Annotated in this window: 14 protein-coding genes; 13 read left to right on the forward strand and 1 reads right to left on the reverse strand. The window is 42.4% G+C overall.

Annotated features, from left to right (window positions below; genetic code table 11):
* The first annotated feature begins 5 nt into the window (after positions 1-5).
* The 13 genes from ABEB05_RS02995 (at position 6) to eda (ending at position 20002) form a co-directional block, all read left to right on the forward strand.
* Positions 6-1766 (forward strand): response regulator, encoded by a 1761-nt coding sequence (locus ABEB05_RS02995; protein ID WP_265787404.1) that lies wholly within the window; start codon positions 6-8, stop codon positions 1764-1766.
* 17 nt (positions 1767-1783) lie between these two features.
* Positions 1784-5251 (forward strand): sensor histidine kinase, encoded by a 3468-nt coding sequence (locus ABEB05_RS03000; RefSeq protein ID WP_265787406.1) that lies wholly within the window; start codon positions 1784-1786, stop codon positions 5249-5251.
* A 101-nt stretch (positions 5252-5352) separates the two neighbouring features.
* Positions 5353-6936, forward strand: a complete 1584-nt coding sequence (locus tag ABEB05_RS03005; protein WP_265787407.1) for an ATP-binding protein — start codon at positions 5353-5355, stop codon at positions 6934-6936.
* Between the two features lie 269 nt (positions 6937-7205).
* Complete coding sequence (nfo, locus tag ABEB05_RS03010) at positions 7206-8066, forward strand: deoxyribonuclease IV (RefSeq protein WP_265787408.1); 861 nt, start codon at positions 7206-7208, stop codon at positions 8064-8066.
* 321 nt (positions 8067-8387) lie between these two features.
* Entirely contained in the window at positions 8388-9881 is a 1494-nt protein-coding gene (locus ABEB05_RS03015) for a xylulokinase (protein ID WP_265787409.1), read from the forward strand.
* 163 nt (positions 9882-10044) lie between these two features.
* On the forward strand, positions 10045-11373 hold the full coding sequence (xylA, locus tag ABEB05_RS03020) for a xylose isomerase (RefSeq protein WP_265787410.1): 1329 nt from the start codon (positions 10045-10047) through the stop codon (positions 11371-11373).
* Between the two features lie 65 nt (positions 11374-11438).
* Entirely contained in the window at positions 11439-12461 is a 1023-nt protein-coding gene (locus ABEB05_RS03025; protein WP_265787411.1) for an aldose epimerase family protein, read from the forward strand.
* A 77-nt stretch (positions 12462-12538) separates the two neighbouring features.
* Entirely contained in the window at positions 12539-13567 is a 1029-nt protein-coding gene (locus tag ABEB05_RS03030) for a LacI family DNA-binding transcriptional regulator (protein WP_265787412.1), read from the forward strand.
* 81 nt (positions 13568-13648) lie between these two features.
* Complete coding sequence (locus ABEB05_RS03035) at positions 13649-15460, forward strand: glycoside hydrolase family 2 protein (protein WP_265787413.1); 1812 nt, start codon at positions 13649-13651, stop codon at positions 15458-15460.
* A gap of 8 nt (positions 15461-15468) precedes the next feature.
* Entirely contained in the window at positions 15469-16824 is a 1356-nt protein-coding gene (locus ABEB05_RS03040; RefSeq protein WP_265787414.1) for a BNR repeat-containing protein, read from the forward strand.
* 23 nt (positions 16825-16847) lie between these two features.
* Positions 16848-17729, forward strand: a complete 882-nt coding sequence (locus ABEB05_RS03045; protein ID WP_265787415.1) for a glycoside hydrolase family 16 protein — start codon at positions 16848-16850, stop codon at positions 17727-17729.
* Positions 17726-19300 (forward strand): glycoside hydrolase, encoded by a 1575-nt coding sequence (locus ABEB05_RS03050; RefSeq protein WP_265787416.1) that lies wholly within the window; start codon positions 17726-17728, stop codon positions 19298-19300. The genes ABEB05_RS03045 and ABEB05_RS03050 overlap by 4 nt, the downstream gene beginning before the upstream one ends.
* Before the next feature lie 72 nt (positions 19301-19372).
* Positions 19373-20002 carry a bifunctional 4-hydroxy-2-oxoglutarate aldolase/2-dehydro-3-deoxy-phosphogluconate aldolase gene (gene eda, locus ABEB05_RS03055; RefSeq protein WP_265787417.1) on the forward strand — a complete coding sequence of 210 codons (630 nt, stop codon included), beginning with the start codon at positions 19373-19375 and terminating at the stop codon, positions 20000-20002.
* Between the two features lie 167 nt (positions 20003-20169).
* Here eda and ABEB05_RS03060 read toward each other — a convergent pair whose 3' ends face one another.
* A complete protein-coding gene (locus ABEB05_RS03060; protein WP_265787418.1) occupies positions 20170-21540 on the reverse strand; it encodes a GntT/GntP/DsdX family permease in 1371 nt (456 codons plus the stop codon).
* Positions 21541-21542: the final 2 nt, after the last annotated feature.

Consider the following 21542-nt stretch of genomic DNA (forward strand, 5'->3'; position numbering starts at 1 on the left):
TGGCTATGCAACAACATCGTATATTGCTGGTGGATGACAACGAGGCTATCCATGAGGATATTGAAACTATTTTAAAAGGTTTCCAAAAGGACAGGGAATTCAAGGATATTGAAGATCGGCTTTTTGGTTCCTCATCTGAAGAGAATGAAGATGTTGAAGTAAGTTATGCCATAGACCATGCCTATCAAGGCCAGGAAGCCATTGAAATGGTCGAAGAAGCAAAGAAAGAAGGAGATCCTTATTCACTTACATTCATGGACGTACGCATGCCGCCGGGAATGGATGGGATACAAGCCATTAAAAATATTTGGGATATTAATCCATATACGGAAGTAGTCATTTGCACGGCTTACTCCGATTATTCATGGGATGAAATTGTTCAAACCTTGGGTAATACAGACAAGTTCCTGTTCATGAGAAAACCTTTTGACTCGACAGCCCTAAAGCAAACGGCTATGTCGTTGACCGCTAAAAATCAGCTTCAGCAGGAAACCCTAAGGCATACCCAACGACTTGAGCAAAAAGTTGCAGAGCGCACGGCCGAGCTCAATAAGTTGGTCAAGGATTATAAAAAAATGAAAGATAAAGCCGAGGAAGTATCGGCTGCCAAAAGTATTTTCCTTGCAAATATGAGCCATGAGATACGTACACCTATGAATGGAGTTATAGGGATGAATGACCTGTTGCTTGATACGGACTTAACCGAGGAACAGCGCGAGCTCTCCCAAATGGTTAAAAGGAGTGCGCAATCATTATTGCGGGTAATCAATGATATCCTGGACTTTTCAAAGATTGAGGCCGGGAAAATGGAAATTGAGTCCATTCCTTTTGAAGTTAAAGAACTGGTTAAAGAAACCGTTCAGTTGGTATCATTTGCTGTAGATGGTAAAAAGGAGTTAAGGATAGAGCATCTTATCGATGATAAAGTGCCCGAAGAGCTTGTTGGGGACCCCACCCGTATAAAACAGATTCTGGTAAATTATGGAAGCAATGCCGTCAAATTCACGGATGAAGGAGAAATAATATTTAATGTGGAATGCCTTGAAGCTGAGGATGACAAATTCCTGATTGAATTTTCCGTTCAGGATACCGGGGAGGGGATCCCACAGGAAAGACAAGAAAAGCTTTTCGATTCATTTACCCAGGGAGATTCTTCAACAACCCGAAAATTTGGCGGTACTGGATTGGGTTTAGCAATCTGTCGTCAACTGGCTGAGTTGATGGCTGGAGAGGTAGGGGTAAGTAGTACAGTTGGAAAAGGGGCTACGTTTTGGTGCCGTATCCCCTTGAGAGAGTATAAGGGTGAAGAAAAAGATCAAGCTGATGAGCAGGAAACTGTACAGGATACTGCCATCCAGTCCAAACCCAGTCAATTTAAAATATTGGTAGCTGAGGATAACAAGGTCAATCAGATTGTTACTCAGAAAATCCTCGAAAGGGAAGGATATGAAGTTAATATTGTAGAAACAGGTACAGAGGCGGTAAAGGCTGTTGAAGAAAATGACTATGACTGTGTATTAATGGATATACAGATGCCTGAAATGGATGGCTATGAAGCAGCGTCTTTAATCAGGGAAACAGAAAAGGTAAGCAACGAATATATTCCAATCATTGCATTATCCGCTGCGATCACTGAAGAAGATCGTCAGAGATCTCAGGAAGTGGGGATGAATGCTTATGTGGGGAAACCGGTGGAAAGGGAAGATCTTTTGGAAGCGATAAGAGAGGTGGTTGGTGCGAATGTTGATGTCTCTGATAATACGTAGGTTTAGTCCGCAACTATATGCATAAACATTTACTAAAAAGGGGACTTGTAAATAGTTGGGGAGTCAGTATCATTTGTTTATTGATACTATTAGTGCTCTTTCAGGCGGAGGAGACTTTTGCACAGGATCGAAATATCGAGTTTAATCACCTGACCCAACAGGACGGGCTTTCGCAAAGTACGGGCCAGGTAATCTATCAGGATAGCGATGGATTTATGTGGTTTGGCACCAACGATGGCCTAAATCGGTATAATGGCTATCAAATGACGGTGTTTAAGCATGACCCCGAAGATTCCACCACCATTAGTAGTAATAATGTAAGTGAAATTTATGAAGATAATGAGGGGGTGCTGTGGGTGGGGACCTCAGGCGGGGGACTTAATAAGTTTGATAAAGAAACGCAGCAATTTTCGCATTACCGGGTTAATTACGAAAACCGGGAAGAGAGTATAAGTGATTATTCGATCACGAGTATCGTCGAAAGAGAAAACGGCGAATTCTGGATAGGAACCTATAATGGATTGAATCGTTTTGACCGGGACAGTGAGGAGTTCTTCCACTTCTATACAGATCCTGATGATCCTGAAAGCTTAAGTAATAGTTATATCAACTGCGTGTATGAAGATTCGCAGGAGAATTTGTGGATAGGAACCAATGAAGGACTCAACCTATGGAATTCAGAAACGGAAACTTTCAAAGTTTTCAAACATGATCCGGCAGATCCATCCAGTATTAGCGGGAATCGCGTAATGCAGGTCTATGAGGATGACGGAGGCACTCTTTGGGTGGGGACAGGTAGTGGATTGAATAAGTTCAATCGGCAAACAGAGGCCTTCCAATCGTATATCCATGAGGATGATGATCCCTATAGTATTAGTGGAAATACTATTTACTCAATTTTGGAAGACAGCAGGGGCGTCTTGTGGGTTGGCACCGAAAATAATGGATTAAATCAATTTGACCGGAATACAGGTCGATTTTACCATTACCAGAGCAATCTGGATAACCCCAATAGCATTTCTGACGATGCAATTTATTCATTATATGAGAATAATGATCAGATTTTATGGATAGGTACATATTCCGGGGGAATTAATTTTTTAGACCGAAAAAATCCAAAGTTTGAGCATTACAAATACGAATCGTTCAGTGACTACCCCTTAAGTAATAATTCGGTTACCTCTTTTCTAAAAGATAGCAGGGGTAATATGTGGGTGGGAACCGATGGAGGGGGATTAAATCTTTTTGATCAGAAAACCGGCCGGTTTTATCCCATCAGGCATAATCCCAATAATAGCAACAGCCTTGCCAGCGATATAGTATTAGCTCTGCTCGAAGATCATAATCAAAATATATGGATTGGATATTATAATGGCGGCATCAGTAGATTTAATGTGGCCGATAGTACTTTTGAGCATTATAAACATGATCCTGAGGATGCAAATAGTCTTTGCCATAACGATGTTTTTGCTCTTTATGAAGATAAAGAACACAATATATGGGTCGGCACAAACGGAGGTGGAGTTTGTAAACTTAATCCTGAAACCGGGAATTTTACCCAATATTCACAGGAGGAAGGAACGATTAGGGATATCTCTATTGATCCCCAGGATAGAGTCTGGATGGGAACGTATGGAGGAGGACTGAAACTACTCAATAGAGAACAGAATTCGATTTGGAATTTTTATGAAGGGGATCAAGGGTTAACGAGTAATATTGTACTGACTATTCATGTAGATCAGAAAGATAGATTTTGGATTGGTACTAAAGAAGGAGGCCTCCATCATTTTGTTTTTGATTGGGATCACCATGAATTTACAAGCTTCAGTGTGGATGAGGGCTTGCCCAACAATCAGGTGAAAGGCATATTAGAGGACGACTCCGGGAACTTGTGGCTCAGCACAAATAACGGTATTTCAAAGTTTAACCCCAGTGATACCACCTTCACAAACTTTCATCTGGAAGACGGGTTACAGGGACAAGAGTTTAATGACCTTTCGTATTATAAAGATAATGAAGGATATATGTATTTCGGGGGCAATAACGGGTTCAATCGATTTCATCCCGACAGTGTTCGAATAGATTCCTTTGTGCATCCGTTGGTCTTAACGGATTTTAAAATTTTTAATGAGTCTGTGACCATCGGGGAAGATTCGCCTCTTCAAAAAAATATTAATCATGCAGATCAGATAAAACTTTCCCATACAGCTTCGATTTTCTCTTTTGAATTCGCTTCCCTGAATTATAATACCATCAAGGGAGATACTTATGCTTATATGCTTGAAGGGTTTGACTCCGACTGGAACCAAGTAGGGGAAGATCGATCAGCCACCTATACAAACATTGATCCCGGTGAATATACCTTTAGAGTTAAGTCGGCAAACAGTGATGGGATATGGAATACAGAAGAAGCCTCGATCAAGCTGGTCATAACGCCTCCTTTTTGGCGGACTACCTGGTTTTACTTGTTATCTGCCTTATTTGTATCTGGATTAATCTTTGGCGGATATCGTTACCGGATGCGCATTGTTAGAAGGCAAAATAAACTACTTGCCCGAAAAGTGGCGGAGCGAACCAGTCAGTTAGATCAGAAAAACAAAGAGCTTCAGGAGACCCTGGAAGATTTAAGCAGCATGCGAAGTGAGCTTATAAAGAAGGCTCACAAGGCGGGGATGGCGGATCTGGCAACAGGGGTACTGCATAATGTTGGTAATATTTTAAATAGCGTGAATACGTCAAGCGATGTGATTCACGAAACGATTCATCGGTCCAAGATAAATAACTTTAAGAAGGCGAATCAATTGCTGAAGGATAAAAAAGACAATTTTGAAGATTTTCTTTTAAATGATCCGAGAGGGAAGGATCTAATTCAATATTACTTGAAGCTTGAAGAACCGCTTGATAAAGAATATGAGAAGATTAAAGAACAGGCTAAAAGACTTAAGGACAAGGTCAATCTCATCTCCGAAGTAATTGAGGCGCAGCAGGATTATGCAAAGGTTGGGCGTGTGAATGAAGAAATTAGCCTTAAAGAGGTGACTAAAGACGCTCTCAAGCTACAGGCGGGTAGTATTGATCGTCATAATATAAATGTTCGGGAAGATTACAATGATACCGTAAAAATCCCCGTCCAGAAGAGTAAGTTTATTCATATCCTGATCAATCTTTTTAAAAATGCCAAAGAAGCGATGGAAGGGATGGCTCCAGGCGAAAAAAATCTTTTTATCCGTACCTGGGAGGATTTGGAAAAGGTCCATCTTTCTATAACTGATAACGGGGATGGGATAAAGAAGGAGAACCTTAACAGCGTTTTTAATCATGGATTCACTACCAAAGAAGATGGCCATGGGTTTGGTTTGCATACCTGTGCAAACTATATGACCGAAATGGGGGGAGAGATTAAAGCGGAAAGTGAGGGGAAGGGAGAAGGTACCACATTTACTGTAAGTTTTACTCGTAAGTCAGAAACAGAAAATAGCTCTTGACTTTTTAAATAGTTTCTTGCATCTAAAATATTTTATATGCTGGTAGAAATATAGGATCGGACTATTCAAAACGAATTACTGTTTTGCAGAAATTATTTTAGATGCTCATATCTACGAATATTATTATAACACTATTCGCGATAAATTCAGGTTGTGGGAATGTTATCTTTCCTTTTATAACTGCTATAGGATTTATTTTATTTGGCTTCGCTGTAGGATTTGATAACGAAGAATCGGGATCATCAGGAAACAATACTTTTACATTAGGGGAAGCACACCGTCTTTCGCAAGCTAATTACAGTCCCCGCATATTAGGCTTTGCCGGGAGTTTTCTACTGATCGCACTGTTAGTCATCAGCAATAATTGGTCTAACTGGTTTTTCCTCTATATGAGTATCTATTTTCTCATATATCCTCACTTGGTGCTGTTAGTGGCAAAGATTTTTCCCGAAAAGAAAAAAGTTGAAGTTAGGGCCATGATGTTTGATGCCTTTATACTTGGTCTATGGACTGCTCATATTCACTTTTCGCTTTGGATATCATTTGCTTTTCTGACTTCAACAGTGCTAAACCATATTATGGTCGGTGGTCATCGCCAGCTATTGAAGGGGTTGGGGCTATTTCTGCTTGGAATAATCATTGGTGGCGTTATGACGGGCTTCCGGATGGAGCTTGAAGCTGCTTTTCATATTGAACTTTTGGCAATGGCCGCACTACTGGCATATATTTTTAGTTCCGCCGGAATATTTTATAAACAGACGCGTCGTTTGGCAGAAATCCGTGTGGAATTAGAAGACAAAAATGAAATGTTAAATGAGACTGTACAGGAGTTGGAGAGCACCAGAAACGAACTGGTGGAAAAAGCCCACAAGGCAGGTATGGCAGATATCGCTTCTGGGATATTACACAATGTAGGCAATATCCTCAATAGCGTAACTACTTCAGCTTCTTTAATCAGGGATACTGTCAAGCAGTCTAAAGTTGAAGGATTAGAACAGGCGAATACTATTCTTCGGGAACATATTAATCATATTGAGGAGTTTATAAGTAATGATCCAAAAGGAAAAAAGCTGATGCATTACTACCTGAAGATTGAAGAACCCCTTAAAGAAGAACAGAATAAGGTGATCAAGCAGTCAAATCGGCTCATTGATAAAATAGAGATGATTAATAGTACAATTGCCGCCCAGCAGAATTATGTTGGGGCAAGAATGCATGACGATCATATCTCCCTATCCGAAATAGTTGATGATGCGCTTGCGTTGCAGGCGGGTTCCATTGAGCGACATGAACTGAAAATTAAAAAAGATTTTCAGCCAGTGGATGTTATTGAGGCTCACCGTTCAAAATTGATTCATGTATTGATTAATATTATTAAAAATGCCAAAGAAGCGATGGAAGAGGTGAATCAGGAGGAGAGAAAACTTGAATTTTCTACTTGGCAGGATTCAGAAATGGTTTATCTCTCCATAATGGATAATGGGGAGGGAATTAAGGAAGAGAATAAGACAGCTATTTTTAAACACGGTTTTACGACCAAAAAGGAAGGACACGGATTTGGGTTACATAGTAGTGCTAATTATATGGCTGAAATGGGAGGTGAAATAAAAGTAAATAGTGGTGGGAATGGAAAAGGAACCACGTTTATTTTGAGTTTCTCCAGGAAAAAGAAAAATACTGATTAAGCTGAAAAGCTAAATCTTTAGAGGAGAAATGGAAACCCCCAATTAATATTTGGGCAGTAATAGTAGCCATGAATCCTCCATTCTTTATAGTTTAGACCTTAGTACAGATCTCTTTCGGAACAGTCTTGGATGTCGGCAGTGGAAATGACGGAAGAGGACATTGGAGACAGGAATATGGCCAAAATATTTGGATTTACATTTATTTTTGAACTCATTATTGCTTTAAGTTGGCAATTATTTGAACGGTAAAAAGAAAAGGTGTTGTTTTTATGAAATATATCGGAGCCCATGTTAGTGCTGCGGGCGGGGTTGAAAACGCGCCCAAACGAGCATATGAAATAGGTGCTACTGCTTTTGCCCTGTTTACTAAAAATCAGCGGCGATGGGAAGGTCCCCCGCTAACCAGGGAAAATATTGAAGGATTTAAAAAGAACTGTGAGAAATACGGTTACTCCATGAACCAGGTGATGCCCCACGACAGTTATCTTATAAATTTAGGGCATCCGGAGCAGGATAAGCTGGAGAAATCGCGAAATGCTTTTCTGGATGAAATGCAACGCTGTGAGCAGCTGGGAATAGAATTGTTAAACTTTCATCCCGGTAGTCATCTAAACAAAGTAAGTGTGGAGGAATGTCTTAATCGTAATGCAGAGTCCATAAATTGGACATTGGATCAGACCAAAGGAGTAACAGCTGTTATTGAAACAACGGCCGGACAAGGCACCAACACCGGCTTCACCTTTGAACACCTCGCTGCTATTATCGATGGAGTAGAAGATAAGAGTAGGGTGGGGGTTTGTATTGACAGTTGTCACGTTTTTGCCGCAGGCTATGACCTTTCTACCGAAGAAGGGTATCAACAAATGTTTAAGGAATTTGAAGAGATTGTAGGGTTTGAATATTTAAAGGGGATACATCTCAACGATTCTAAAAAAGAGTTGGGCAGTCAGGTCGATCGCCATGATAACATTGGTGAGGGAAAAATAGGACTAAATTCCTTTAAGCTGATGATGCAGGATGAGCGTCTGAATGAGATTCCAATGATTCTGGAAACCCCTAACACAGAGCGATGGCCCCAGGAAATTGAAATGCTAAAAGAATTTGAAGCCACAGGCTCTGTACAGCAGTGAAAGCTTATCTTATATAACTGAAAATTCTTTTATAATTTTAAATTTTAGCCTTAATAAGGAAACTAAGGTACGGTTAAAAAATCCTCTGAAGGTTGCCTCATATCCTTAACTTTTCGTTCTTGCATTATTCCCCCATTCCTTTATTTTGGATGGGTGGCTTTTTAAGGCTCTTAATAGCTATGAAAGTTATTTGCGACGCGGGAAATATAATTTCAAATATATTAAGGATTTTAAAGCGATAAATTGGAAAGCTACTGAAATTTATTTACTGAGCACTAAAGGAGAAACTGAGTTTTAACTTTTTATTGATAGTTATACAAGATGCAATTATTAGGATTTGATATAGGGAGTTCAGGGATTAAAGCATCACTCGTTGAAGCCGCCACGGGGAAGGAAATTGCTTCGGCTACTTCTCCTGAAAAAGAGCTGGAGATGGATGCTCCCGAACCGGGATGGGCGGAACAAAATCCGGAAACATGGTGGCAACATATCGTAAACGTAAGTCATGAGGTATTAGAAGCAGAACAGGCGGAACCCGCGGCTGTAGCGGGTATCGGAATTGCCTATCAGATGCACGGGCTGGTATTGGTTGATGAGGATCAAAACGTATTGCGTCCCGCTATTATTTGGTGCGACGGTCGGGCCGTTGATATCGGGAATAGAGCTTTTAAAGAGATTGGGGAATCCTACAGCTTGGAACACTATTTGAATTCTCCCGGTAACTTTACCGCTTCCAAACTGCGGTGGGTCAAGGAAAATGAGCCGGAGCTGTTTTCAAAAATACACAAGGCAATGCTGCCCGGCGATTATGTTGCTATGAAGCTATCCGGCCAAGTTCGAACTTCAATATCAGGACTTTCAGAAGGTATTTTCTGGGATTATCTTTCTTCTGATATTGCTACTAGATTATTAGATTTCTATGAGCTATCCCCGGATTTACTTCCCGAGTACGATCCAAACTTTGCTGTTTCTGGCACGCTTACATCACAGGCGGCAGAGGAACTGGGGTTGAATGAGGGTATTCCCATAGGTTATCGCTCCGGCGATCAACCCAATAACGCGCTTTCACTTAATGTATTAAATCCCGGGGAAGCTGCCGCAACAGCCGGTACTTCGGGTGTTATCTATGGCGTTACCGATAAGCCACTCTATGACGAACAATCGCGCGTTAATACCTTTGTGCATGTAAATCACGATGAGGAGCAGTCCAGGTATGGGGTACTGTTATGCATCAACGGCACGGGTATCTTAAACAGCTGGTTAAAGAATGAACTGTTTAATGAATTGAACAGTTACGAAGAGATGAATACGATGGCCTCTGAAGTAGCAGTGGGATCAGAAGGTATTCATGTGTTCCCATTTGGCAACGGACCCGAACGGGTGCTGGGACAGCAGGGCATTGGTTCTCAATTCAGAAATATTGATTTTAATCGACATTCCAGGGCGCATATTATTCGGGCGGCTCAGGAAGGGATCGCTTTTTCCATGAATTATGGGCTACAGGTAATGCATCAGATGGGTCTGGATATCGATACTATTCGCGTAGGAAAGGGAAATATGTTTTTGAGTAATGTTTTTCGGGAAGCCTTTACGAATACGACCGGGTTATCGGTTGAACTTTACGACAGCAGCGGTTCTTACGGCGCCGCTATCGGAGCGGGTATCGGTATCGATGCTTTCCCTAACAGGGAGGAAGCATTTAAAGGACTTAGAAAAAGCGATACGCTACAGCCCGAACCGGAATTAGAAAAAGCCTATTCTTCGGCCTATGACCAATGGAAGGAGAAACTAGAAAAGGAATTAAAAACTGATTAATATACTAAAAGCCTCAGAATGTAATTTCGAGGAATTAAACAGGATTTTTTAGATATATTTCCATTTCTTTGGCTTAAGGATGGGTTTCTGATGGAAATTATATAAATAGGAAATTCACAAATACACTAAATTATTACTAACTATTTAATATTATTGACCTTTTATGAAGATTACTACCGGAGACACTTCTTACTTTCCAGACATCAATGAAATTCCCTTTGAAGGCAAAGATTCAGAGAATCCGTTATCATTTAAATATTATGATGCCGGCCGAAAAGTAGGGGATCAAACCATGGAGGAACACCTTCGGTTTGCGGTGGCCTATTGGCATACCCTCTGTGAAACCGGCGGAGATCCATTTGGATGGGGAACCCGCGAGTGGCCATGGATGAAGTTCGATGATCCCCTGGATCGCGCCCGGGCGAAGATGGATGCAGCCTTCGAGTTTATCACTAAACTGGGAGTTCCTTTTTACTGTTTCCACGATGTGGATGTTGTAGATGAAGCGGACAGCATTGCTGAAACAGACCGGCGGCTGCAGACCATGGTTGATTATGCCAAACAAAAACAGGAAGCAAGTGACGTACAGCTGTTATGGGGTACCGCGAATCTGTTTAGCCATCCACGATATATGAATGGGGCGGCAACGAATCCTGATTTCGAAGTGGTTACGCACGCAGCAACACAGGTAAAGCGAGCGCTGGATGCTACCATTGAACTAGGGGGACAAAACTACGTGTTCTGGGGCGGAAGAGAAGGATATATGTCACTGCTCAACACGGAGATGAAGCGCGAAAGAGACCATCTTGCGCGATTTTTACATACAGCGAGAGATTATGGACGAAAAAATGGTTTCGAGGGGACCTTCCTTATCGAGCCAAAGCCAATGGAGCCCACCAAACATCAATACGATTTTGATACGGCTACCGTCATCGGTTTTTTACGGGAATACGATCTATTGGACGATTTTAAGGTGAATATTGAGGTAAACCATGCCATACTTGCCAAGCATACCTTCGAGCACGAGCTTCAGGTAGCTGCCGATGCCGGACTGTTGGGAAGCATTGATGCCAATCGCGGTGACTACCAAAACGGCTGGGATACCGATCAGTTTCCTGCCGATATTTTTGAGCTCACTCAGGCCATGTTGATAATTCTTCAGTCAGGCGGCTTTGATACCGGGGGAATAAACTTTGATGCAAAAATTCGTCGTAATTCTACCGACCTTGAAGACCTGTTTTATGCCCATATTGGCGGGATGGATGTACTGGCGCGGGCTCTGCTGACTGCTCATGAAATTCTTGAAGAATCATCCTATGAAGAACTCCGCAAAGAACGATACGCCTCTTTTGATAAAGGAGCTGGAGCTGCCTTTGAAAATGGAGAGTTGAGTCTGACAGACCTTAAGAAACTGGCTGAAGAAAATGGAGAGCCAGAACAAATTAGTGGACGTCAGGAATATTTTGAAAATCTCATTAATCAATACATCTAATAAATATATGATAATGAGCAGGGTATTCTTTATTCATTTATAAGCCAATAGTACAGAATAATACATTGAAAAGATCAGATTTCAAGGGCGTACTTGGAGAAAAACAGGTTGATTTATTCAAACTTGAGAATGCCAATGGAGCTAAAGCCTCTATTACAAATTATGGAGGCCGATTAGTGGAATTGTTAGTTCCGGATCGTTCAGATAATTTTGGAAATATTGTCGTAGGCTATTCTTCTATGGAGGAATTCATGGATAAACCTGAGCGGTATTTTGGAGCGATTATCGGCCGATACGCCAATCGAATTGCTAATGGGAGGTTTAGTATTGAGGATAAAACATATACCCTTAATACGAATGACGGGGTCCATCATCTTCATGGAGGTCCGGGTGGTTTCCACCGGGTAGTATGGGGTGCCAATCAGATAGATGATCAAACGCTCAGCCTGTCTTACCGTTCTCCTGATGGGGAAGAAGGATATCCGGGTAACCTGGGTATTGGCGTGAGGTATAAACTCACTGATGATAATGAGCTGAAGGTTAGCTATAAAGCGGAATCTGATCAAAAAACAATCCTGAACCTTACAAGTCATCCCTATTTTAATTTGAATGGAAGTTCCGGCGGATCAACCGCTTACAGTCATCACCTGAAAATAAATGCAGATAAATATACGCCTATTGATGAGGGGTTAATTCCAACGGGGAAATTAGTCGGCGTAGAGGAAACCCCATTCGACTTTCGGGAGAGTAAATCTATTGATTCGGCTTACGATCCCCATCATCCTCAAATACAGAATGCTGATGGATTTGATCATAATTTTGTATTGAACAAGAATAGTGGTGAGGACCCTACTCTTGCTGCCTCTGTTTATGAACCAAAGGGAGGGCGACAGCTTGATATCTATACTACCGAACCGGGCCTACAGTTTTATGCCTGTTCCGATCCAGTCGAAGGTATTCAATCGGCCATCTGTCTTGAGCCCCAGCATTATCCGGATTCCCCCAATCAGCCTGAATTTCCTTCGGTTGTGATTGATGCTTTTCAGCCGTTTCGTTCAGAAACTATTTACCGTTTTACTTGTAATTAATATTTAAAAAAGAATACTTATTGCCTTAATAGTAAGGGATATTGATTTGATAGCGATAATAACTAAAAAACACCAAGATGAGTTCAGAGGTTACCCTTAAGGAGATAGCAGAGTCGCTGGGCGTTTCAGCGATGACGGTTTCACGAGCCCTTAATAATAGAGATAATGTAGACGAGGATACCCGAAAAAAAGTCGTATCTAAAGCGGAAGAAATGGGGTATACTCCCAATTATGTAGCCAAAAGCCTTGTTTCGAACAAAACATATACCATTGGGGTGGTGATACCGGAAATTACCCACGCTTTTTTCCCGGAAGTAGTTCGAGGCATAGAGGAAGTAACGAATAAATCCGACTATCAGCTCCTGTTAACCAATGCAAATGAGCAATTTATCAGGGAAAAAAAGGCCGTAAATGCGTTACGGTCCCAGCGTGTTGATGGTTTATTGATATCCACTTCTATTGGTATCGACGATTTTTCTTTTTACGAACAGATTATAAATAGCGGTACAAAGCTCGTCTTTTTTGATCGCTGTATCGAAGGGCTTGGGGCAAGCTGCGTAAGTGTAAATGATCGGACTAGTTCTTATCAAATTACCGAGCATTTAATAACGGAACATGGTTATTCTAAAATAGCCCATTTAAGTGGTCCCCCTAATGTATCCATTGGGAAGGAAAGGATGGAGGGATATCTGGAGGCCCTGGAAGAATATGAGTTACCTATAAATAATCAATGGATTATAGAAGGTGGATTCCAGAAAATAAAAGGATATGAGTCCATGCAAAGTCTTTTGGAGCTGCCCGAGGAGGAATACCCGGAAGCGGTAGTGGTTGTGAACGATCCTGCAGCCTTTGGAGCAATAAAAGCGCTAAAAGATTTTGGATTATCCGTTCCTGAGGACATGGCAGTTGTGGGTTTTACAGATGATATTAGAGCTCCTTTGTTGGAAACACCTTTGACAACAGTGCACCAGCCTGCTTATGCCGTTGGTCAAAAAGCGGCAAAAAAACTAATTGCTGCCATAGAAAATAAAGATGAGCCTATCGAAAATATTGAAGTTTTAACCACACTGAAAATTCGGGCTTCTTGTGGGTGTGGGAATTTTTAACCATAATAAATGATGTAGTAAACTTTTGTATTATAGCTACAAATGTACCTAAACCTGCTTATATAACTAAATAACGCCAAAATGAATATTAGAAATTGTTCAGTTCTGACTGTTCTTTTTATTGGATTATTTTTTATTCAAACTGTAAATGTGCAAGGCCAGTCAGGGCAGTGGCAGCCCGCCAATGGACCTCTAATGAGCCAATGGGCAGATGAGGTAAGTCCCCAAAATGCCCTTCCCGAGTATCCTCGGCCTATGATGGAACGGGAGCACTGGCAAAATCTGAATGGTCTTTGGGATTTTAAGATAACAGGGAAGGACACTGATCACGGGGAGTACAATCAGCAAATTTTAGTTCCGTATCCGGTGGAGTCGGCCTTATCGGGGATTGGAGAAACCGTAGGTGCTGATAATCGAGTATGGTACCGGCGCACCTTCCAGGTTGAGAATCCCTATGAAAACGGACGCGTACTACTTCATTTCGGAGCCAGTGACTGGGAGACGGATGCATGGGTAAATGGGGAATATATTGGTAAACACCAGGGAGGATATGATCCTTTCACCTTTGACATAACCGATCAGCTGACAAATGGAGAGCAGGAAATTGAAATTACCGTTTGGGATCCGACGGATCTGGGAAGTCAGCCGGTAGGCAAGCAGACGCATGATCCCCGGAGTATCTGGTATACCGCTGTAACGGGCATTTGGCAAACGGTATGGCTGGAATATGTACCGGAATCCTATATTCAGGATCTTAAAATTACTCCTGATATCGATAACAATAGAGTGAAAGTAGAGGTAGAGGGCAAGCATCTGTCAGAGGGACATCAGTTAAGGATAGAAGCCCTGAAGGAAGGGGAAGTTGCAGGAGTAGCAGAAGGAAATCCGGAACAGGATTTTTTAATCCAGCTGGATGACCCTGAATTATGGTCGCCCGATAATCCTTATTTGTATGACCTGGAGGTTAAACTCATAGCAGAAAACGGAGAAGTGGTGGATGAGGTATCCAGTTATTTTGGTATGCGCAAGATCGAAATTGCCCGAGCCGAAGATGGACATATGCGATTATTCCTGAATAACGAACCGCTTTTCCAATTGGGTCCCCTGGATCAGGGATGGTGGCCGGATGGATTATATACCGCGCCCACCGATGAAGCGCTCAAATACGATATTGAGGCGACAAAAAAACTGGGTTATAATATGCTCCGCAAGCATGTGAAGGTGGAGCCGCAGCGCTTCTATTATTGGGCGGACAAGCTCGGCATTTTGGTCTGGCAGGATATGCCTAGTGGAGATATGCGTCCCGAACCTATTCCCGAACGTACCAAGGAGTCCGCTAAACAGTTCAAGAAAGAATATAAGCGAATGATTGATGCCTTCTATAATCATCCATCTATTGTTATGTGGGTTCCATTCAACGAGGGCTGGGGGCAATTTCAAACGGAGGAGATTGTCAATTGGACCCAAAAGCTTGATCCCACCCGATTGGTTAATAATGCCAGTGGTTGGACCGACCACGGGGTTGGAGATGTCATTGATATGCATGAATATCCGGGTCCGGACATGCCAGAAACAGAAGACAGTAGGGCCGCCGTGTTAGGTGAATTCGGGGGACAGGCATTGGTTGTTAAGGATCATTTATGGATACAGGATTTTAGCCGTGCGCCCAGCCATTATGAGACCTCGCAGTCAGAGTCCAAGCTGCATGATACCTATGATCAGATGATTGAGGAGCTTTATAAGCTCAAGGACAAGGGGCTTTCTGCTGCCGTCTATACCCAAACCACGGATGTGGAATCAGAAGTCAATGGCCTTATGACTTATGATCGAGAGATTATCAAATTTGATGTTGCGCACATGCAGGAAATTCACAAGTCACTAATCGAGGAATGACCTAAAAGGTGAAACTTATCTCTATATTTATAAACGTACTCTCCAGAATAGTCCTTATCCTGATTATTGCTTTCACCATTAGCTGGTCCGCTAATACAGCGGTTGCACAATCGGAAGAAACTCTTTCAGGCAATACTGAAATCATTCCGGTAGCAGAAGGATGGGCCCGTAACTCTATAAATACCGTTATTTTTCGGACAAATAGTGTTACTACCTTTCAAAATAAGCAATATACCGCTTTCTATGATTCCGACGGAAATGTAATGGCTGCCAAAAGAGAACGTGGAAAGAAAGAGTGGGAAATCAATAAAACGGGACTTCAGGCTGATGTGGAAGATGCCCATAATTCTATCAGTATTGCTGTAGACGGGAATGGCTTGTTGCATCTTTCATGGGGAATGCATGGGCAAGAGATCCTCTATGCACAGGGGAAAAAGCCGGGTAGCCTGGAGTTTGATCGTCAACCCACTATGACGGGAAAAAATGAGGAGGCGGTAACCTATCCACAATTTTATCGATTACCAGATGGGGATCTCCTTTTTATGTACCGTGAGGGTAGTTCCGGGCGGGGAAATGTAATGGTCAACCGCTATAATATTGAAGATAAGGAGTGGAAGGCCATACAACATCCCCTGATTGATGGCGAAGGTGAGCGAAATGCCTATGTAAATGGAATAGCTATAGATGAAAAAGGCGGTTGGCATCTATCCTGGACTTGGAGAGAAAGCTGGGATGTAGCCACGAATCACGATATCATGTATGCTTATTCACCAGATGAAGGCAACAGTTGGGAGACGTCAAAAGGAGAAAGGTATGTGTTACCAATAACCTTGGATAATGCTGAAATTGCATATAAAATTCCGCAGGGAAGCGAGTTAATTAACCAAACCTCTATGACTGTAAATAGTGAAGGTAATCCGGTTATAGCTTCGTATTGGAAAGGCCAGAACGATGATGCCCCCCAGTTTTATGTGGTATGGAATAACGGAGAGGAGTGGAAGAAAGAAAAAGTAGGAAACCGCACACTCGACTTTTCGCTAAGTGGAGGAGGGACCAAGCGTATACCTATTTCTCGTCCCCAGATTATAGCTGGAGAAAAGGGAAAAGTGCACCTTATTTTTAGGGATTTTGAGAGAGGAGGCGGGATTTCTATTGCTGCCTCAGAGGGTTCGGACTACAGTAAGTGGAGTGTTAATGATATCTATCAGGAATCAGTAGGACTTTGGGAACCAACTTTGGATTCACAAGCCTGGAAAAAGCATCGCGAGCTATATCTCTTTGTACAAAATGTAGGTCAGGGGGATGGGGAAACGCTGGAAGACATTGCTCCCCAGGAAATCTTTCTATTAAAATGGAGACCATAACTTTTTGAAAATTTGAGATTAATATGGGAGCATCAAAATGGATTATTCTAGTTGTATGTTTGAGTTTTGTCGCCTGTAGCGGCAACCAGGAATCATCAAAGGGAGAGGAAGAATTAGAGCCTGAAGCTATTGACGGATACACTTTGGTCTGGCATGACGAATTTAACGAAGGCAACAAGCCCGATACTTCTAACTGGGGCTATGAGCACGGATTTGTTAGAAATAATGAGCTTCAGTGGTATCAGCAGGATAATGCTACTATTGAGGATGGCCGCTTGGTTATTGAAGGAAGGAGAGAGCGTGTTGAAAATAGCTTCTATGATTCTACAAGTGACGATTGGAGAAGAAGCAGACCTTATGCAGGATATACCTCGTCCAGTATTAACACCCGCGGGAAACAAGAATTTCAATTTGGACTTTTTAAAATTCAGGCCAGAATTGATACTGCCAAAGGAATGTGGCCGGCCATATGGACCTTGGGAACTCATCCCGAAAGAGGTTGGCCGGCAAATGGTGAGATAGATGTTATGGAGTTTTACCGAAGCGAGGGGGAACCGGTGATCCTTGCAAATGCAGCATGGACTGATGGGAATAATCAGCCTGTTTGGGACGAAGGGAAAGTATCTTTTGAACATTTTCTAAATCAGGACCCGGATTGGCCGGAAAAATTTCATGTTTGGAAAATGGATTGGACGCAAGACTACATAAAGTTATACTTGGATGATGAATTGATAAATGAAATAGATTTGAGCAAAACAGAAAATCCGGATGGATTCAATCCCTTCCATCAGCCCCATTATATTTTGTTAAATCTGGCCATTGGCTCAAATGGAGGGAATCCTTCTGATACCCAGTTTCCAAAACGCTATGAAATAGACTACGTAAGGATATATCAAAAAGAATGAATATTAAATTTACCTATTTAATTCTGCTACCGGTCGTATTGTTTGCCTGCCAGTCCATTAAAGTCGATGAGGCTAATAATGACCCGGAACCATTGGAGTTGACCATAAATTTTGAGGACAAGAAGCAAGAGATCGAGGGATTTGGGGCCTCCGATGCCTGGAGCGTGCAGTTTGTGGGAAAGAATTGGCCAGTGGATAAACGGGAACAAATCGCCGATTACCTGTTCAGCACAGCTACTGATACCGAAGGGAATCCGGAAGGCATTGGCCTTTCGATGTGGCGATTTAATATAGGGGCTGGTAGCGCCCGGCAGGGAGAAGAAAGTGGTATAGATGATCCCTGGAGACGGGCGGAAAGTTTTTTGACGGCCGACAGCACCTACGACTGGAGTAAACAGCAGGGCCAACAATGGTTTATGAATGCAGCCAGTGACCGTGGAGTGGAGAAGTTCATTGGCTTTGTAAACAGTCCACCGGTACTCCTTACCCAAAATGGTAAAGCCTTTGGCGATGGCAGCGGACAAGCCAACATCATTCCGGAGTATTCTGACGAATTTGCGGATTACCTGTCAAAAATTGCCCGGTATTTTAACGATCAGGGAACGCCGTTTACCTATATTAGCCCCGTAAATGAACCGCAGTGGGACTGGTCTCAGGATAACGGGCAGGAAGGCTCTCCTTACCAAAACGAACAAATTTCGGGTGTAGTAAAAGCTCTTGATCAGAAGATCCAGGAATATGGATTGGATAGCAAAATTGAGATACCGGAAACTGCACAAATTGATTTTTTATACGATGGCGATCTTTCCGGCAGAAGCCATCAGGCCGAATACTTTTTTGGACCGGAAAGTGAAGTTAAAGATCTGCCGACTGTGGCCCGGAAAATGGCGGCTCACAGCTATTTTACCACCTGGCCAGTCAGTGAGATGATTGATCAGCGCAGGCAGGTTAGAGAAAGTATACAGAATACGGATATCCCCATTACATACACGATGTCCGAGTACTGCATCCTGGCCGATAACGAAGAGATACAAGGTAATGGTCGGGATCTGGGAATGGATCCGGCCTTGTATGTGGCCCGCGTGCTGCATTTTGATATGACCATCGCTAATGCCACTTCCTGGCAGTGGTGGTTGGCTATAAGCCCCTATGATTATAAAGATGGTCTGGTCTACATCGATAAAAACACTCAGAACGGTACGGTTTCAGATTCCAAGCTGCTTTGGGGACTGGGGAACTACAGTCGCTTTATTCGACCCGGGGCCGTTCGGCTGGGAATTTTCCGATCCGATAACGCAAGCCCTGAGGAGGCTGCACAGCAGCTAATGGCCTCCGCTTATGTCCATGAAGAGCAAGGTACCCTTACAGTGGTAGTGGTGAACTATGGGCATGCAGACCAAAGGGTGAGTGTGAGCGGCACGAATGTAGAAGACTATAATCTGTCGGATTTTGAATCTTACCTTACTTCCGGAAAAATGGATCTTCGGAAACAAGAGCCGGTAGCTCAAGATGAATCGGTGATCATACCCGCCCGATCCATTATGACACTGCAGGCCAATATTGAAAACTAGTCTTTTGTAAGAAAAGTAATCCATGGTTACGTCTCAGCGATCAGATCCAGTATTCAAAATTAGGTTACGGTTATGACTCAAAAAAATTTACAAAGTAAACTATTACCTGCAGTCACTCTTTCGGATGCAGATTCCGCTCTTAAGATAGCTGAAGCTTTACTCAAAGGTGGTCTTAATGTCATGGAAGTTACCTTTCGTACTGAAGCAACGGCACCAGCTATCTCTGCAATAGTCCAGGAATTTCCTGAAATGCAGATTGGAGCGGGAACTATCCTTTCACCAGATCAATTGGCCGTGGCCAGAGACGCCGGTGCACAATTTGGGTTATCGCCGGGATTTAGTAATCCGGTAACTAAAAAAGCTAAGGAGCTGGATTTTCCATTCATTCCTGGTGTTATGACTCCCACGGATATAGAAACAGCACTGAATGCTGGTTATAAAACACTAAAACTTTTTCCCGCATCTGATATGGGTGGGATTAATTATATCAACAGTTTGGCAGGTCCCTATCAGCATACCGGAATCAGATTTTTAACGATGGGAGGTATAAATGAAACTAATCTGGACTCCTACCTCAAACACGAGATGGTTATTTCGGCGGGAGGATCATGGCTATGTCCCACAGACTTAATTCAACAGAAAAAGTTTGATGAAATTACTGCAGTAGCACGAAAATCAGTCAAACTGGCAAATAATATTTGAGGGCTTTCACCTGTCATTGCGATCCGCCGGTGGAGAAGCAATCTCCTGATTTAAACCTCAAAAAGGAGATCGCAGTACTCCTTTCGCGATGACAGTTTGGTTTTGCAAACCCTCTATTCAGTATATTTACTGTCATATTTTTTTAAAAAATCGCTAACTGTAAACTATTATACCACGATATAATAGAGTAGCAGGGCCATTGCAAAACCGACAACCGAGATAATAGTCTCCATTACCGTCCATGATCGAAGGGTTTGTTTTTCCGTTAATCCCAGGTATTTATTAACTAACCAAAAGCCGCTGTCATTTACGTGCGACATAATGGTTGAACCTGCTGCTATAGCAATTACGATTAACGCCTTTTCTGGTGATGACATATCAAACTCACTGATTATAGGAGCGACCATCCCGGCAGAAGTGACCATTGCTACAGTAGCGGATCCCTGGGTAATACGAATTACTACGGCTAAAATATAGGCTAGGACAATAGGTGCTACCTGGTAGGCTAAAATAGTTTGAGCCAGTGCTTCCCCAACACCACTGTCAATAAGAATTTCCTTGAATACGCCTCCGGCACCGGTTACTAGAATAATCAAGCCGGCCGGGGCAAGTGCTTTATCCGAAAACTTGAGCACCTCCTTGCCAGTAAATCCTTTTTTATATCCCAGAAAGTATGCCGCCACAAGCGTTGCAATAATCAAGGCAATAAAGGGATGACCTAAAAACTGGATGAGATTCAATAAAAAGTACTCTCCGGCTATAACTCCAGAGGACTGAAGGGTATCAAATATTGTTGCATTTACGATTAAAAAGAGGGGAAGGAGAATAACAATGAGGATAATATAGAAATCCCATCTGTTTTCTAAATCAGGTTCTTTGGTCTTAGCTGTTTCACTGAAGTCAGGAGGAGCTACATCTATTTTATTGCCAATATACTTCCCAAATATTGGGCCCGCTAAAATGGCTGCAGGGATACCAGCCGCAAAACCAAAAATGATGACCCAGCCAAGAGAAACGCCGATGATTTCTGCCACTGCTGTAGGACCAGGTGTAGGAGGAATAAAGGCATGAGTTACGGCAAGCCCCGCCAAAAGGGGAATAGCATAAAATAAAGTAGATTTTTTAGATTTTCGGGCCAGGGCATAGACAATGGGTACAAGTATAATGAATCCAACATCCAGAAACACCGGAATGGAAATGATAAAGCCAGTAAGGGTAAGTCCCCATGAGGTGCGTTCTGTACCAAAAATTTGTACAATATTTCGGGCTAATGCTTCGGCTCCACCGGATACTTCAAGCAGTTTCCCAATAATGGAACCAAGACCTACAATGATAGCAATAAAGCCTAAAATACCGCCCATCCCTTCCTGTATACTGTCCAGAACTCCCTGGAAGTCCATACCGGCCCCCAAGCCTACAAATGCGCTGACAATGAGAAGAGAGATAAAAGCATGAATTTTAAGCCTCATTACTAAAACAAGCAGAATTACAATAGCAATGAGAGTAATAAGTAGTAAATAAAGCGGTTCCCCTATCATAG

It is taken from the genome of Fodinibius salicampi, assembly GCF_039545095.1.
Taxonomy (GTDB): domain Bacteria; phylum Bacteroidota; class Rhodothermia; order Balneolales; family Balneolaceae; genus Fodinibius; species Fodinibius salicampi.